We start from the raw sequence: 16,492 nt of genomic DNA, 5'->3' as shown, positions 1-16,492 counted from the left end.
ATTTTCCTTCCCTTAAATAATTAATAATTGTTCCAGACAAAATATAAAGGAGGTGAGAAAAGCGATATCAAAGAGAAATTCTTTGAATAAAACTACTTACATGTTTGCCACAAAATCGTTTTGCATAAAAATTATTGTGAGGTGATAAAATGAAAAAAGGTGTATTAATTATTTTGATAATAGGAATAGTTTTGAACTCATTTGCATCTATAACTTTAACTAGATATGATGAAGCAGAAACACCCATAGAAACTCAACAAATTAGTGATTCGAAAGGAAATCAAATAGAAGTTAGAGTAAGCTATCTTGAAGAAAAAGGCATTTTCTTTGGAGAAATGTATGTTGCTAAAGAAGACAACACAGTAGATGCTTATGTTTCTTACAGTAAAAACTACGACTTTTATACAAGTAAGATCAACTATATGAAATATGAAAAACCTGCATTATATAACACAATAAAATGGGGAATAATAGGTGGAACTACACTAGTAACGTTTTTAATTTTCCCCCCTATGAGTTTGCCTATCGGAATTGCTTTTGGTGGTAGTGCGATAAACGCTGGTATTCTAATTCCTCCATTAGCTTCCCTTCTTGCTTTTGTCACATCCACCATGACAGCGGATGAATTCATTCAACACATCATACAAAATTATAAAGAAGAAGTATGGATTAAGTTAAATTAAAAATACTGTGTGTATGTGTTGAAAAGAACTAACAACGATCGATAAAATTTTTATAAACTATAAAGAGCGCCCTTATAGGGCGCTTTTTTGTTTTTGACTATAGTAAATTGTTGAGCTTGTATAACAACGATATAATAGCAAAAAGTTTAAAAGAAAGTATAACTACCTATGGTTAACATGAGTGTTAAATAGTCAAAGCTTTATTCCATAAGCTTTTGACCTGATTTATAACAATTTCTCAAATTTTCGCTTGACAATTGTAATTTTTTATGATAAACTATTTTTGTTGATTTGTGCAAATCGCTTTTTGCAGCCCTGTGCAAAATGGTTTTTTGCTGATCTGTTCAAAACGTTCTTTTCATAATACCTAAGAAATAATTTCCTTATTCTCCTTTGCTTCGCAAACGACACTTGTGTCTTAGCCTACCTTTAAGGAATAAATTTCACTTACATGCGCGAAAATTTCCACTCGCAACGCTTTAGAAACACTTCCAAAAATTCATTTCCCACTCTAATGACTCTTAGCTTTTAACATGCATATTAGAAATAGAAAAATAAATACTCTCACACTTTTAGACGAGAAAACACTACGAAAAGCTTGACTTGCCTTGTAACTATTGTGCAGATAAAAAAACTTTAAAAAACGATTAAGGAGGAGATTTATCTGCTGCTTCTGCTACTGAAAATCTATATATTAATTAGTTTAATATCCGCAACTTTGGCTTACACTACATTACATTTTATTCCAAAACTAAAAAACAAACCAACATTCTATCAAAATCTTAAAAACGAATTTGAACAAGAGGGAATTGCAATAAGTCAAATAAAAGTTTTTCTAATATTCCTACTAACTTTTATAACCTATAGTTTAGCTTGGTTCATTTCAATTCCAATATCTCTAATTGGCATTTTTGGAAGTATAACCAAAGTTTGAAATGAGTTTGTAAAGTCGATCCCCTAATATGGAAAAAATCAGGGGATCGACAGATTTGTTCTTAAAAAAAAAAGCCCTTATTCATAACTAACAAGTCAAATAATTAATCTAGATCGGTTAATAGATAAATACTTTTACTTTGATAATAACGACTTGATTCGTAAAACTCAGCTTTTAAGGAGAGATGACATGTATCTATACAATGTAGGAACAGCTGTAATTATATGGCTCATTGTTTTGGGCGCAATTAACGCTGGTATATCAAATGGATCCGTTGGTATGATTTTTTTAGGAGTGATCATTCTGATTTCAGCTATAGCCATAGAACAAAACAGAAAGCAGAAGAATAAAGAAAAGCAAAAAAGCGAGAAAGTGGAATCAATTCAAGAAACAAAAACGAACCAAGAAGAAAGCTCGCCCTTACAAAAGACAACTCAAACAAAAGATCGAATTGTTGAAGAAAACATAATAAAACCCAACCAAGGATCTAATCAAAAAGAACCAACACCAAGCAAAATAAAAGATATATTAGGAAATATTGGTTGGTTCTTTTTAGTTTTCTTTATTATTATCATTCTTAGTGCAATATTTGAATTTCTTAAATCTTTATTTGGACTTTATTAATTGAACAATCACCTAAAATTTCTAATCTTTTCTACTAAACCAAATCCCATAGAATTCCTTGCTCCAAGACCTGCATCGTATCCAATTTTTAACAAATCTGGTGACCCACTTATATAAAATTTTCCTTCCCATCCTTTTATTATAAATCCTTTATAATTCGAAATTGTCATCTTCAAATGGCCATCTGACGGTTTTATTGTAAAGTTGTCATCTTGAGGTTCATAGCCATAGAAAGCCTCGAATTTACGTATCAAATTACTTCTTATTATCTCATTAAACTCAATATCAGCAGGTGATAAATAACGTGTTTTAGTTTTGTCGTTATCTTTTAAAGAAACGTGAGCAGTGATAGGTGATTTGGTTTCGACTTCTAAACCTTTGGAAGGTAAAAACTTACTGTACTTGATATCTTCAACTTGCACCTCTTGTCTATTTAGAAAGTATTTTTTGGTGAATAGTATCTTATCAATAATGTATTCTAAAAATTTGTCATTTGGTGATGAAAGAGTAAACCAAATCTTATCCATGAAGGTGATCTTTTTAGTATCTTGATTGTAGTTATAATTACCAAAAAACTTTGAGAAAGTAAACATCTTAAAAGTTGATTTATCAGCCTTAAAACCTACATCGTGCAAAAAACTTTGATAATATTCATCATTGATCCAATTGTAAATCAACGCCTGTTGATAATGATTATAATGAACTGGCAGAGAAAGATTGTCGACACTTAGTTTTATAAAAAGCCTCATCTTATCACCTCGTGTATATTATAACACTTTGGAAAAAAATCTAAAATAAGAAAAGAGAAAAGGTTATTGGAAGCTTACGGTTTATCTCTATAATCCTGATGTTCGATCTGATTTTCACAACAATTTTCTTTTAAAATTGTTGATAGTGAGTATAACAAAAATCCAATTCACAAAGAAAGATGGCATTTTGTTGCCCATACAACCCCAAGTTAATCAAAAAAGCCGCCTAGATTAACTTCCAATAAACTAATATTTATCTATTTAACATAAAGCAGAAAATGATATAAAAAATGTCTGTCGACCTCCAATAGGGTAAAAAACCCAGGGGATCGACAGACAAGTGTTAAAAGTCACAAGGCTTATTCCATAAGCCTTTGAATTGATTTTTAACATTTTCTCAAAGTTTTGCTTGACAATTGTAATTTTTTATGATACACTATTTTTGCTGCCCTGTGCAAAAAAACTTCTTTGCAATGTCTTAGAATCAATTTCCATATTCTCATTTGCGTAGCAAATGACGTTTGTGTATTAGCCTACCTTTAAGGAATAAAAACATAATTTCTAGACCTTCTGTTGCGTTCACCATTTCCCTTGTGTATATCCTACCTTTAAGGAATAAAAACTTTTTTCTTTCTTCTTTCATTTTTTCTCCTCCTAATTTTCGTGTATATCCTACCTTTAAGGAATAAAAACAACTTCTTATAATCTTTTATTACTCTTTCTTTTTCTTGTGTATATCCTACCTTTAAGGAATCAAAACAAAAATTCTCCAACGGTAAACGAAGAATGTCTCTCCGTGTATATCCTACCTTTAAGGAATAAAAACTCTTCAAAGACCGCATAGATATCTACACGGTCTGTTTTTAGTGTATATCCTACCTTTAAGGAATAAAAACTAACATAATGTTTTGTTAAGCCAAACACTTCTTCTAATGTGTATATCCTACCTTTAAGGAATAAAAACCTGATTAAAAAACGCATTACGCCTAATAGACTCTTGGTGTATATCTTACCTTTAAGGAATAAAAACCTTCTTCGTCCTCGGAAATTTTCGTGTAATATTGAGAGTGTCTATCCTACCTTTGAGGAATAAAAACAATGGCGGAAAATCTTCATTTAATACAATTTCGCATTGTGCATATCCTACCTTTAAGGAATAAAAACCCCAATGTGTCATTGTGTGTCTTGAAGGGTTGCCCTTTTTGTGTCTATCCTACCTTTAAGGAATAAAAACACCCCCTGACAAGTTAACCCACCATAAAGGTTAAATGTGTGTATCCTACCTTTAAGGAATACTTTTGCTGATCTGTACAAAAAGATTTTTTCATAATGTTTTAGAATTTTTTTCCTAACCTCTTTTGCCCCGCAAACGACACGTGTGTGTTATCCTACCTTTAAGGAATAATTTTGCTGATCTGTGCAAAAATGCTTTCTTTACAATGCTTTTGAAAAAATTTCCAAATACTCATTTGCGTAGCAAATGACGTATGTACCTTAGCTTACCTTTAAGGGATGGAAACACTTGCAAGGGTATTGAAAAATGCCCTTACGGTATCACCTTTATCCTACCTATGAGGAACGAAATAAGTTTTGCTGCTTACAGCGAAAACTTTTTTCATAATTCCTTAGAAACCCTTTCCAAACCCTCATTTACTTAGCAAACTACGCCTAAGTTTTTACCTGCTTATAAGAAAAAATAATAATAAACTATAAAGCTTTATATGAGAATGCGTTATGAAAAGGATGGTTTGTCATCTGGTTTTTGAGTATGAAAAAGTCCGGAATTTCTAAAAAATTGGAGTGATTCCTTTGCTTAAACCAACTTTAGAGCAGAAGGCTATTGTAGATGCAAATTTTAAAGACATTCTTCTTGTTAATGCTTATGCAGGAACTGGCAAAACTTCAACTCTTGTTCAATTTGCCCAAGCAAGGCCAAAAGAAAAGATACTTGTTTTGGCTTACAACCGATCCATGAAGGAAGAAGGAGAAAGAAAATTTGCTCACTTGCCCAACGTCACTGTCAAGACGATGCATTCTCTCGCCTATGGTGCCATTGGAAAGAACTATAAGGAAAGATTTGGCAAACTTCGGGCTTACGATTTAATGGACTTTTTAGATGACGTAACTAAACGTATCAGATACAAGTCAGCCTCACTACTACTTTCATATATTAGAGAGTTTGCAAATTCAGCCTACGATATGGAAGCTTATAAAGAAATAAAATATAATAAGGTCGAAAGATTTGGGAAACTAGATATAAAAACAGAGCGCTATATATTGAGTAAGCTTCCTGAAATTTGGGAAAGAATTGTAAACGATTCATCGCTTCCTTTTGAGCATGACTTCTACCTCAAACTCTATCAGCTTTCAAATCCTACTTTACCGTATTCTATTATTATGGTGGATGAGGCACAAGATATTTCAGGTGTAATGATAGATATTGTTCTTTCTCAAAAAAATGCAAAGAAAGTATTTATAGGGGACAAGTATCAACAAATTTATAGCTGGCGTGGAGCAATTAATAGTCTAGAGATGCTTTCAACAATAGATGGTGTAAAAACACTCTATCTTTCACAGTCTTTTCGTTGTAGACACGACATAGTACAAAAGGCAAATCCATATTTACAACTGCTTAATGCTTCTGTTCCCTTCAAAGGATTGTTCAAAGCTGATCAATCAGATATACAAGATCCTTTGGCTGTGATTGCTAGAACAAACGCCGGGCTTTTTGATTATGCTGTAGACGAAATGGAAAAAAACCCCAGTGTAAAATTCCACTTTGTCGGAGGCATCAACAGCTATAATTTCCAAGATTTAATTGATATTCAAAATTTAATTTTTCAAAGAAGGGAGGCCATTTACGACAAATTTTTGAAAAATTTCGAATCTTTTGATAAACTTAGAGAATATGCACATGAAGCGAATGAAATCGATCTTGAAACCAAGATTGATATTGTTCTAAAACATAAAAACGAAAATATCAGCAAACTTGTCACAGAACTTGAAAGTAGAAGTACGTCTCAAAAAGATGCAGAAGTCATTCTCACTACCGGGCATAAATCCAAAGGCCTCGAGTGGAATAGAGTAAAAATTCTTGATGATTTTGCAAATCTTACAAGAATGCTAGAAGAAAATAGAATCATACTCAAAAAGGAAGAGATTAATTTAATTTACGTTGCTATTACAAGAGCAAAAGAAAAACTTGAGATTGATAAAGATTACATTATTAATGACTTCACGGTCGAAAAGGTAAAAAGGAACATTTTTATCGTAAAAGAATAGATTTCGAAGAACAGAGTTCATCCTTACAAAAGACAACTCAAACAAAAGATCGAATTGTTGAAGAAAACATAATAAAACCCAATCAGACATCTAATCAAAAAGATCCAACACCAAGCAAAATAAAAGATATATTAGGAAATAATAGAATTCCTTGCCCCAAGATCTGCATCATATCCAATTTCTAACAAATATGGAACCTAAATATCCATCAATTTTGCTTATATAACTTTAAGTTAAGCGAAAACACTGTTTAACTTAACTTCTAATAAACAAATATTTATCTATTTAACCTAAAACAGAAAATGATATAAAAAAACGTCTGTCGACCTCCAATAAGGTAAAAAACCCAGGGGATCGACAGACAAGTGTTAAAAGTCACAAGGCTCGTTTCATAAGCCTTTGATTTGATTTTTAACATTTTCTCAAAGTTTTGCTTGACAAACGTAATTTTTTATGATACACTTTTTATCGTGAACCCATGCGTGTCTATCCTACCTTTAAGGAATAAAAACCCCAAGTATATCATTTTTAACTACCTCCCTTTCTAAGTGTCTATCCTACCTTTAAGGAATAAAAACGATAGAATTAATTAAAAAAAATGATAAAAAAATTAGAGTGTCTATCCTACCTTTAAGGAATAAAAACATTTCTGACAACGAATGGTACATCTTCCTCAAAGAAGTGTCTATCCTACCTTTAAGGAATAAAAACCCATCTCTTGTACCAACATTAATACGTAATCCTAGAGTGTCTATCCTACCTTTAAGGAATAAAAACTTTACATACAATTCATTAGTTTTGGGAAATCTTGCTTTAGTGTCTATCCTACCTTTAAGGAATAAAAACAGTTTTAATCCTTCAAAAGCAAAAGGCAAAGTACCTTGTGTCTATCCTACCTTTAAGGAATAAAAACGAAAATAATAGATATGGGAGAAGCTGATTTTCAAAAAGTGTCTATCCTACTTTTAAGGAATAAAAACACTGTAAGTTCAGAGCATTCTTCAGCTATAGCTTTTAAAGTGTCTATCCTACCTTTAAGGAATAAAAACATTTCTTCATCTAAAGCTATTATTATGTTATAAGACATGGTGTCTATCCTACCTTTAAGGAATAAAAACATTGTAATATTTTGAAAATAAGTCTAGGATTTTCCCTGTGTCTATCCTACCTTTAAGGAATAAAAACAATCTTAATTCAACATAAGCATTATAACAATAAACGTGTCTATCCTACCTTTAAGGAATAAAAACGCAACTCTTCTCCCTAATTTGGCTTTCCAAAGTTTCGGAGTGTATATCCTACCTTTAAGGAATAAAAACGCTCTCCATTTTACATTAGAGTTTATTCTCCCTAAACAGGGTGTCTACTCTACCTTTAAGGAATAATTTTGCTGATCTGTGCAAAAATGCTTTCTTTGCAATGCTTTTGAAAAAATTTCAAAACTCTCATTTGCCCCGCAAATAACGTGTGTGTCTTAGCCTACCTTTAAGGAATAAAAACTCAAAAAGTTTTAAAAAAATTTTTATGATAATACAAATAAAGGGGTAAGTAAAATGAGTAAAAAGATAGATAAAAGGAAATATAAAAAGTTAGAAACTAACGAAGTGTGGTTAAATATAGAAGGAATTACAAATAGTTGTGAAAATTATCCAGATAGTTTTTATATAGATAGTTTTGAAGAAGAACAAGAAAAAATATATAAAATATTGGAAGAAGATTGCAATTCAGAACTAGAAGATCATTATTTTGATGATTGTGAGGACAACTGATTTTTGAGATAATAGCTTAAAAACTCATTCAAGTTGAAGACTCCTATATATGCAAGATTTATACAAATGTTCGACTTTTTTATCAATTCTATTCTATACACTTTAGTGAACAATTTTGTTTACTTTGGTGTTTTAAAACAAGAAATGGACTATTAATTGACTATTTTTTAACCAAAAGTGCCAATAATAGTTTAAAGTCTTATCCCACCTTAAGGAATAAATTTTGCTGGTTTTTTCAAAACGCCTTTATTAGGCGTTTTTTTTATTTTAGGCATTAGCAAATTGATGAGCATATATAACATTGATTTAATTGTGAAAAGACTAAAGCATGGCATAACTGCCTCCTAATAACATGAAGGTATTTGAGATATCAACATCTATTTGAAAAGGTGGTGGTTAACAGGTTTATGGTCATAGTTAGCAAAAAATCCGAATCAGCCAAAAGGAGGTTGAAGTTTGGTGGCTAATTTTTTCCCTTCGTTTGAGGGAATAAGAGAAATGAAAGTCCCTCCCACTAAAGGTGAATGGGAGTTTCTAAATTTTTTGAAAGCATATCCAGACAACGAATTAGAAGTCTTTTTTCAACCAAATATAAACGGAGATAATCCAGACATTGTATTAATGAAAAAATCGTATGGAGTATTAATTATAGAAGTGAAAGACTGGAATTTAGATAATTACTACATTACTCCCCCTAACAATACCAACGACAACAAAAATAGCGAAAATTTAAGAAACACTCATTGGAATTTAAAAAGTGATCTGACCCCAATTTCTTCCCCTTTCCGACAAGTAGAGAATTATAAAGATACAATTTTCAACATGCACATTGAAGGGTTGGCAGAAGAGGCAATTAAAAATCCCAAAATTTATGGGGTAATAAAAACAGCTGTATTTTTTAGCAACGAAAACACCAGAAGAATAAAGGAGAAATTTAACAAATATATCACTCAGCAAAATGGGCTAATAAAAAGTGGATATAGTTATATAATAACTCAGGATCTGTTAAATAGAGATTGCTTTTCAAAGGTAATGAAAGATTCTTATATGGATTCAGAAGTTAAGAATAAATGTTTTAATGACGATCTATATGGTAAGTTCAAAAGGATTTTGTACCCTTTCTATCATTATATGGAAGACGGTAAGAATGAAACTGCCTTTTCAGGCGAACAATTACCAATTACCGCAAGCAGACCAGGTGCTCAAAAGATAAGAGGGGTTGCTGGCTCAGGAAAAACCTTAATCATGGCTCAAAGAGCTATAAATGCTTATAAAAGAACTAAAAGTCCAGTTTTAATACTTACTTACAATATAACGTTAGTCAATTACATAAAGGAAATATTGAGTAATATACCAGAAAAATTTAAATGGAACGATTTTATAATAATTAACTATCATGAGTTCTTAACGTCCCAACTGAACAACGCTTGTTTTCCTATAAAAAGCTTAGATATATATGAGGATGTGGACTTTTTTGAAAAGAATAAGGCAAAATTTGAAAAGTTTCAAGCCATATTCATCGATGAAGCTCAAGATTTTGAATACGAGTGGTTTAAAATAATTAAAAATTGTTTTTTAGCGGAAAATGGTGAGTATGTTCTCTTTGCAGATGAAAAACAAAATATTTATAAAAGAAAGATGGGCCAGGATAAAAAGCCAGAAACTAACATTCCCTATAGATGGTATGAACTGAAGAACACACACAGAATTAATAATGGATTGATTCAAATAATAAATAGTTTTCAGAAAGAGTTCCTAAGTAAAAAGTACATATTCGAACAAATCGGAGGATATTTAGATCAACAAATACTTTTTGGCTCTTATTATTATAATTATTATTACTTAGGTGGAGTAAAACAAAATGTAGAAGATACAATTTTCAAAATATTACTCAATGAATTAGAACTATCTAACGTGAAATCAAAAAATGTTGGGATTCTTAGTTCCCAGGTTGGAATTCTTAGAAGGTTGGAAAAAATTTACATTGAAAAAGAGAAATCACGCACACATACAACCTTTGAAGATCAAGAAACATTTGAGAAAATAGTAAAAAATCTCAAAAAACAACTCAAAGATTCCAGTGAACCATACTTTAAAAAAAGATTAAAAATGGAACTTGATAAAGTTAGAAAAAGTAAGAAATACAATTTTAATTTTAAAAACAATTCAATTAAGTTAAGCACAACTCACAGTTTTAAAGGATTAGAGCTAGATACTGTATTTTTGATAATAGATTCCAAAGACAGTGAAGAAGTGATATACACAGGCATGACAAGGGCTTTAAATAACCTAGTAATCATTGATTTAGATAGAGAAAATAGACAAATTTATAAACATTTTTTTGAATCTTACAAACCCGAACTCAAGGGCGTTTCTAAAACAATAAATTAAAAATTCAAAGCACTATAAATATGGTAACATACATGTATAATCTTAACAAATAGTCATATTGCAATATTTTATACCGAGGTACAGGTTATATAGATGACATTATAGCAGGGCTTTGGGGGGATTAATTCGTTTAGAAACATACAAAAGTCTAAAGATGGTTAATATTTTAATAACTGCCTGCTAATATAATGAATACAAATAAAGGAGTGATTATATGAATTTCTTCTTGTATGGATTTATTTTTGCAGGTTCGTTTATTGTTAATATGTTTGTTCAAGAAGTTATGGAAAATAATTACAAAGCTGTTTTTGAAAATGAGTATCAAAAAATTCAACAAGCAAAAATTGAATTAGAAAAATATAAGAGATATAGAGATAACCAACTTAATTACAAAATATTAATAGATAAACATTATCAATCATTAAGAAGAGCAGATAGTTTATATCAAATAAAGAATCTAATAAATAATAAAATAAGTAATCTAAAAAGTTTAGCTGATCAAATTTCAAATGAAATAAAAGTGCTAAACAAAAGAATTAACAATCTTGATTATCTTGACAAAAATCTAGAAGATGAAAAAAATAGCTTAATCCAAATGCATAGAAAGACAGTAGAAGAAATAAGAAATTTAAATTCAGAAAAAATCAAATACTGTGAAAAAGTAAAAGAAAATAATAGAATTACTCACGAATATAAAATTCTTATAAAAGAAACATGTGGACAAAGAGGAAGAGAATGGTATTACAGAAATTACACAGCAAAAGGAAGAAGATAGAAAATAGAAGATAAATAAAAAATGAAAGGAGAGTTTGTATGGAAGAATCTAAAAAAATTGGTGAATTAACTAGAATAGAACCAAAAAATCAGAACTTTTTAAGAAGTATAAATGTTATTCAAAATACGTTGGATACAATAGAATCTGGTATGAGATACGGTTATGAAAAGAAAAGGATAAAAGAAGAAAGCAGAGTTTTGAGAGAAAAAATAAGAAGTGATAGAATTAATTATGGTCAAGAAACAAAAAGATTGATAAATGAATCAAATAATGAAACAAAAAAGATAATAAAAAATTTAACCTATCAAGAAACAAAAGAAAAAGAAAAAACAAAAAGATATACTGCAAAATTGGATTTGGCAAAAGCATTAATACAAGAAAAGAGTCTCCCAAATACTGAAAAAATAAGAATATTTAACAGAATATTAGATGATTTAGAATAATAATTGCCTTAGGCAGCAAAAAAATTAACATAAAAGGAGGGTTTAAAGATGGTTGATACTTTGATAGCGACGGTTGGAGCTAGTTTGTATGTAAACATAAGTAAAGACGATGAGCTAAAAAAGTTGTATGAATCAGAAAGACTAGAAGAACTAGCAGACAAACTTTTAGATAACAAGATAAAGCAAGAAAATGAAAGGATGTTAGGGGCTGAGATTAACTCTGTAGAAAGCATTATAAAAGAAGGGTACATTCAGGAAAGGAAAAACTTGTACTTTTTTATATCTGATACAAAAACTGGGGAAAAAGTTGGTAAGCTTTTAGAAGCATACTTTAAATATTCAAAAGACTCTTCGTTTGAAAAAGTAGAAGTTAAGAAGATAGAAAGATTGAACGATGAAAAAAGAGAAGATTTTAAAAGATATGGCTTAAAAAATCTGGTAAAAAGTATGTCTGCTATACTTAAAGAACATGGACCTTCTACGATTATAAATGCAACTGGGGGATACAAGGCTCAAATAGCATTTGCTTTAGCTCTTGGTCAAGGTATGAATATACCGGTTTATTATCAATTTGAAAGATTCCCTACTGTAATAAAATTGCCTCCCTTACCATTAAGTCTTGATTATAAACTGTATCTTGACTACTTGTATTTTATCGATCAATTTGATGATGAGGGTTTTATTGAATACACTCCTGAGATAGCTAATCAGTACAAAGTTTTGGATGAACGGTTAACGCCTTTGTTTGACATAGGGAATTTAGATAACCTTAAATATATAGAACTGAATCCTATGGGACAAGTTTTTGTGGAATCTGCTAAACAATTTTTCAACCTGACAAAAAAAGATCAATTAAGCCTAAAGCATAGAAAAAATGATCTTATAATGCAATATTCCAACTCCGAAGAGCATTCGAAAAAAATAATTTTAGAATACAATTTAGAAGACAAATTCAAAAAGCTGGATTTCATAGAGAAAGTTTACGTAAAGGGCGGTAACGAAAAAGAGGTATCCGGAAAACGTAATCAAGTAAAAATCTTTGGTGACGAAATCAAAATTGTCCTAAATACAAAAAAAGGTACACTGTATCTTGGAGTATCAACAACGGCGGAAAATCCTGAAGAAATGCTTTTGGCTAAAGAAAAGATAGAAGAGTTTATAAATGACAATTTTTGATCATAATGTATAAATTGTGGTATAATTTTCTCAATTACGTAAAAATCATGTCAAAATCCAGGAGGTGAATCATGCCTGATATTTTCAGTAGGGAAAAGATTTATGAGATTCTACAAAGTCGTTATTCAGATTTACCCAAAGATTGGATAGAAAATAACGATTTTTTTATGGAAAAACCTCTGACCGTTTTATCTTACGATGTGGACAGCATCAAGAATTATATCTTCAGTTCATCTGAGTTTAAGGCTATTATAGGTGCAAGCAAGATGGTCTCAGATTACGATCAAAAAGTCAAAGAGATCTTAAAGAAGGAAAATTCATACTTGGTTCATGCTGTTGGTGGAACAGGTTTAGCAATAATTTTAAAAGACGATTCTGAAAGAATTGAGAAAGAGTTAAGACAAATCTTTAAAAAGATTGTACCAGGTGGCTTTTTAACAATTTCAAAGGTTGATTTTTCCCCTTCAGAGTTGATACACGGTTTAGAAAAAGTGGATTTAAACACCTCACAATTAGAAAAAGAGTTCAATCTTAAGTTCAACAACCTCACTGAACAGACTGATTTTTATAAATTATTTTCTTTATTAGCCTCAAATATGAGGGAAGAGAAAAACTCAAAAAGTACGGAGATGAAAAGAATCACCCCTGAATTTGACCTCTGTGAAGCTTGCAACACTTATCCCGCCTCAGAAATTATCCATAGAGCAGCTGATCCTAACGAATCCAATACAATGAAAGTATGTGAAATATGCAAAAAGAAGATAGACTCAGGAGAAGAAAAAATAAAAAAAGAAAAGTTCGCAGACTCACTTTTGGACATTGACACAGAGCATGTTAAAGAAAATCAGACGGATTGGCTTGGGGTCATCTACATCGATGGTAACAACTTAGGAAAAGTGTATTCCCGAATAAAAACTGACAAAGAATACATCACATTATCAGAAAACATCGAAAATGCATCTGAAAGCGCTGTCAATCAAGTAATTAGAGAAATGAATTTAGAAAATAAATATGCTGCTCCGATCCTTGGAGGAGACGACATAATGCTTTTTATTCCAGCAAAGTTAGCATTTGATATATTTTTAAGGTTAGACGAAATTCTATCGGAAAAATTCGGGAATATCGATGGCAAAGGAAACAGCATAAGTTACTGCGGCTCGATACTTTTTTGTAGAAAGAGTATGCCGTTAAAAATGATTTTTGAAGCTTCGAGCAATCTTTTAAGGCAAGCCAAGTCTAAGTTCTACAACGATTATAAAAACGGTCAAACAGAGAAAAATTACATAGCTACAAGGGTATTATGGAACAATAGTACAGAAGTTAAAAGTGAGGAGTTTTTCAGCCCTAACAACGATATTAAAGAAATTATGGCAGAAGGAATGGAGATTAGTTATTTCAAAAGTTATCTAAAGTTGTTGGAGAGTTTAAATAGTGACGAGAAGAAGTTCTTAATAAAGGTTGTGAAGTTGATGAATGAAATCTCTCCTGTAATTAAGTTGAACATTAATTATTTCTTCGTAAAAAACATTAAAAACGTAAAACACGAACAAAGATTAAAGGAATTGGACACATATATATTTTTTCCAGAAGAAAATAGAACAAGAGTCTTAAGCTCTATAGATCTTTTAAATTTTATTGAAGAGGGGGAGAAAAATGAAAATAAAAGTGGCCATTGAAACAAAGTCCCCTTTGTTAGTTTCTGAAGAGGTTTCTAGTATCTGGAACAAATCACAAAAAAGAGACATAAACTCAGCTTACATACCAGGCTCTGCATTAAAAGGTGCTTTAAGAGAAACCGCCGATACATTGACCCCATACAAACAAGAAGTATTTAGCCTCTTTGGAATGGAAGGTTCAAAGCAAGGGAAATTACAGTTCTCTAAGATAATTTGTAAGGATCCCTCATACATTGAAAAAACACACGTAGTACTCAATAGAAAAACCAAAACCCATGCTCACAACAAGCTTTTTAGTACAAACGCATTGGCTAACGGTAATATTTTGGAAGGTTATATTTATGTCGATGGTGAATTAACCGCTAAAGAAAAAGAGTTATTGGATGGATTGACAAAAATGGTTAAGAAAATCGGTGGGATGAAATCAGCAGGTTATGGATTGGTTGATATTTCCTTTGAATATCAAGATAGTAACTCAAAAGTCGAAGTAAGTACAGATTTTGAAAATTACGCACTTCTTGTTTTAGAACCATTAGAACCTTTTTTAGCTATAAAAGAGAGATCAAAAAACTATATGTACAAATCATCAAAAATTATCTACGGTGAAACAATTAGAGGGGCTTACGCTCAAATAATTTCCACCGATCCTTTATTTGAAAAAATAGTTTTAAACGAAGAAGTAAAATTCCCAACAGTGGTTCCATCCAAAGAAGATAAGTTAATGGCTCCCTCTCCATCCACCACTATGAAAAGAAAGTACAAGAGTACTGATACAGGCATCTTCGATTTGGCTTTGGCAAAAATGGTCGAAAACAATATAAACATAGGTAGAAATTTACTGTCTTTAGAAGATATGTCGACTGATGGGGAAAGACTTGAAAATGTTGGGGGTTACCTCGATTATTTCAACAATTCAATAATTAATGTTGAATCAGATACCAAACAGTATACTCAAACTGCAGTTTCCAGGCAAACAAGAGCCACTAAAGCAGGACAGTTACGAAGTTACATCACTGAACACTTCGAAAAAATGGTTGGGATAATAAGATCCTCAAATAAAGAATATATAGAAATGCTTGCCAGGATCGATAGCATCTCCGTTGGAAATTCAAAAACTAGGGGTTTTGGAAAAATGAAGGCAAAGATAATACCTTTACACAATCTAAAAGAGCAATTCGAAAAAAATATAAAAAGTTTCACAGAAAGTGTAAAAAGACATATAAATTCTGAGAGCACATATATTCCACTATTACTCACATCTGATCTAATAGTTCCTGTTGGTAAAGAGTTAAAAGATCTATTTAGCGGTTTTGAGATAAATCAAACTATTTATCGAAAAGACACTTTTTCCTCATGGAATACAGGAACAAACAACACTAAAACTTTCTATGAAACATTAAAAGCAGGATCGGTAATCATTTTGGAATCTGAGAATGAAAATTGTATAGAAGAAATTTGGCAAATGTTTTTAGATGGTTTGGGGCACAGAACAGGAAGCGGGTTTGGAAGTTTTTTGGTAGTAGATTATTCAAAATTGAATACCGTTGGAGGTGTTAAATAATGTTGTCAGGAGAAGAAAAAACGTATCTCATAAATGAGATGAAGAAACTGATGGATGAGCATGGCAAAAAAGCTCCAAAAAATACGCAGATTAGAAAATACGCAGCTACCGCAATTAAATCAGATTGTAAAGAGGAATTTTTAAATTATCTACACTACCAAATTGGAAGAGCTTCAAATAATGATGAAAAAACTTATTTAATGATTGTTTTAGATAAACTAAATGAAATAGAAAAGAGATTTAAATCAGATGAAATGTACCTCAAAGCCTTGGGGTTATTCTTTGGTTACATGGCGAGGTATAAAAAATATCTCGATGAGATAAATCATAATCGAAATAATCAGAAATCCCCCGCAAACAACAATTATCCTAATAAAAAGAATTTTCCCCCCAACAAGACTAATGAATACGGGAAAAGGAGATGATTGT

14 protein-coding genes and 1 CRISPR repeat array are annotated in these 16,492 nt (G+C 31.1%); of the genes, 11 read left to right on the top strand and 3 right to left on the bottom strand.

The features are described 5' to 3' along the window. Positions 1–149: 149 nt before the first annotated feature. Positions 150–683: a hypothetical protein gene (locus tag NAAC61_RS08230; RefSeq protein WP_103064535.1), complete on the top strand. Its 534-nt coding sequence runs from the start codon at positions 150–152 to the stop codon at positions 681–683. Positions 684–1,806: 1,123 nt separating this feature from the next. Continuing rightward, complete coding sequence (locus tag NAAC61_RS08225) at positions 1,807–2,241, top strand: hypothetical protein (protein ID WP_103064534.1); 435 nt, start codon at positions 1,807–1,809, stop codon at positions 2,239–2,241. Positions 2,242–2,249: 8 nt separating this feature from the next. Here NAAC61_RS08225 and cas6 read toward each other — a convergent pair whose 3' ends face one another. The 3 genes from cas6 to NAAC61_RS11370 form a co-directional block, all read right to left on the bottom strand. Then, entirely contained in the window at positions 2,250–2,990 is a 741-nt protein-coding gene (gene cas6 / locus NAAC61_RS08220; protein ID WP_103064533.1) for a CRISPR-associated endoribonuclease Cas6, read from the bottom strand. A 499-nt stretch (positions 2,991–3,489) separates the two neighbouring features. Continuing rightward, positions 3,490–3,633, bottom strand: a complete 144-nt coding sequence (locus tag NAAC61_RS11375; RefSeq protein ID WP_443146889.1) for a hypothetical protein — start codon at positions 3,631–3,633, stop codon at positions 3,490–3,492. Positions 3,634–3,743: 110 nt separating this feature from the next. Next, the gene (locus NAAC61_RS11370; protein ID WP_443146888.1) at positions 3,744–3,971 is read right to left on the bottom strand and encodes a hypothetical protein; all 228 of its coding nucleotides are present in this window, start codon (positions 3,969–3,971) and stop codon (positions 3,744–3,746) included. An 828-nt stretch (positions 3,972–4,799) separates the two neighbouring features. Here NAAC61_RS11370 and NAAC61_RS08215 point away from each other — a divergent pair. The 9 genes from NAAC61_RS08215 to NAAC61_RS08175 all read left to right on the top strand — a co-directional run bounded on the left by NAAC61_RS08215 (position 4,800) and on the right by NAAC61_RS08175 (position 16,488). Then, on the top strand, positions 4,800–6,272 hold the full coding sequence (locus NAAC61_RS08215) for a UvrD-helicase domain-containing protein (protein WP_202695699.1): 1,473 nt from the start codon (positions 4,800–4,802) through the stop codon (positions 6,270–6,272). Positions 6,273–6,753: 481 nt separating this feature from the next. Further along, positions 6,754–7,591: direct repeats of the CRISPR family, unit length 31 nt; unit sequence AGTGTCTATCCTACCTTTAAGGAATAAAAAC. 234 nt (positions 7,592–7,825) lie between these two features. Next, positions 7,826–8,041, top strand: coding sequence for a hypothetical protein (locus tag NAAC61_RS08210; protein WP_202695698.1), 216 nt, complete (start codon positions 7,826–7,828; stop codon positions 8,039–8,041). Positions 8,042–8,500: 459 nt separating this feature from the next. After that, positions 8,501–10,432: a DNA/RNA helicase domain-containing protein gene (locus tag NAAC61_RS08205; protein ID WP_202695697.1), complete on the top strand. Its 1,932-nt coding sequence runs from the start codon at positions 8,501–8,503 to the stop codon at positions 10,430–10,432. Between the two features lie 214 nt (positions 10,433–10,646). Next, positions 10,647–11,207, top strand: a complete 561-nt coding sequence (locus NAAC61_RS08200) for a hypothetical protein (RefSeq protein ID WP_121959392.1) — start codon at positions 10,647–10,649, stop codon at positions 11,205–11,207. A gap of 38 nt (positions 11,208–11,245) precedes the next feature. Next, positions 11,246–11,650 (top strand): hypothetical protein, encoded by a 405-nt coding sequence (locus NAAC61_RS08195; protein WP_202695696.1) that lies wholly within the window; start codon positions 11,246–11,248, stop codon positions 11,648–11,650. 48 nt (positions 11,651–11,698) lie between these two features. Beyond that, positions 11,699–12,826 carry a putative CRISPR-associated protein gene (locus tag NAAC61_RS08190; RefSeq protein ID WP_202695694.1) on the top strand — a complete coding sequence of 376 codons (1,128 nt, stop codon included), beginning with the start codon at positions 11,699–11,701 and terminating at the stop codon, positions 12,824–12,826. Between the two features lie 71 nt (positions 12,827–12,897). Beyond that, on the top strand, positions 12,898–14,502 hold the full coding sequence (locus tag NAAC61_RS08185; RefSeq protein WP_202695692.1) for a Cas10/Cmr2 second palm domain-containing protein: 1,605 nt from the start codon (positions 12,898–12,900) through the stop codon (positions 14,500–14,502). Then, positions 14,480–16,063 carry an RAMP superfamily CRISPR-associated protein gene (locus NAAC61_RS08180; RefSeq protein ID WP_202695690.1) on the top strand — a complete coding sequence of 528 codons (1,584 nt, stop codon included), beginning with the start codon at positions 14,480–14,482 and terminating at the stop codon, positions 16,061–16,063. Before NAAC61_RS08185 ends, NAAC61_RS08180 begins: the two co-directional genes overlap by 23 nt. Continuing rightward, the gene (locus tag NAAC61_RS08175; RefSeq protein ID WP_103064520.1) at positions 16,063–16,488 is read left to right on the top strand and encodes a hypothetical protein; all 426 of its coding nucleotides are present in this window, start codon (positions 16,063–16,065) and stop codon (positions 16,486–16,488) included. The genes NAAC61_RS08180 and NAAC61_RS08175 overlap by 1 nt, the downstream gene beginning before the upstream one ends. Positions 16,489–16,492 lie beyond the last annotated feature (4 nt).

The organism is Petrotoga sp. 8T1HF07.NaAc.6.1 (assembly GCF_016772115.1).
In the GTDB taxonomy this organism is placed as follows: Bacteria; Thermotogota; Thermotogae; order Petrotogales; family Petrotogaceae; genus Petrotoga; species Petrotoga mobilis.
This window is presented reverse-complemented; position numbering and strand designations above follow the sequence as displayed.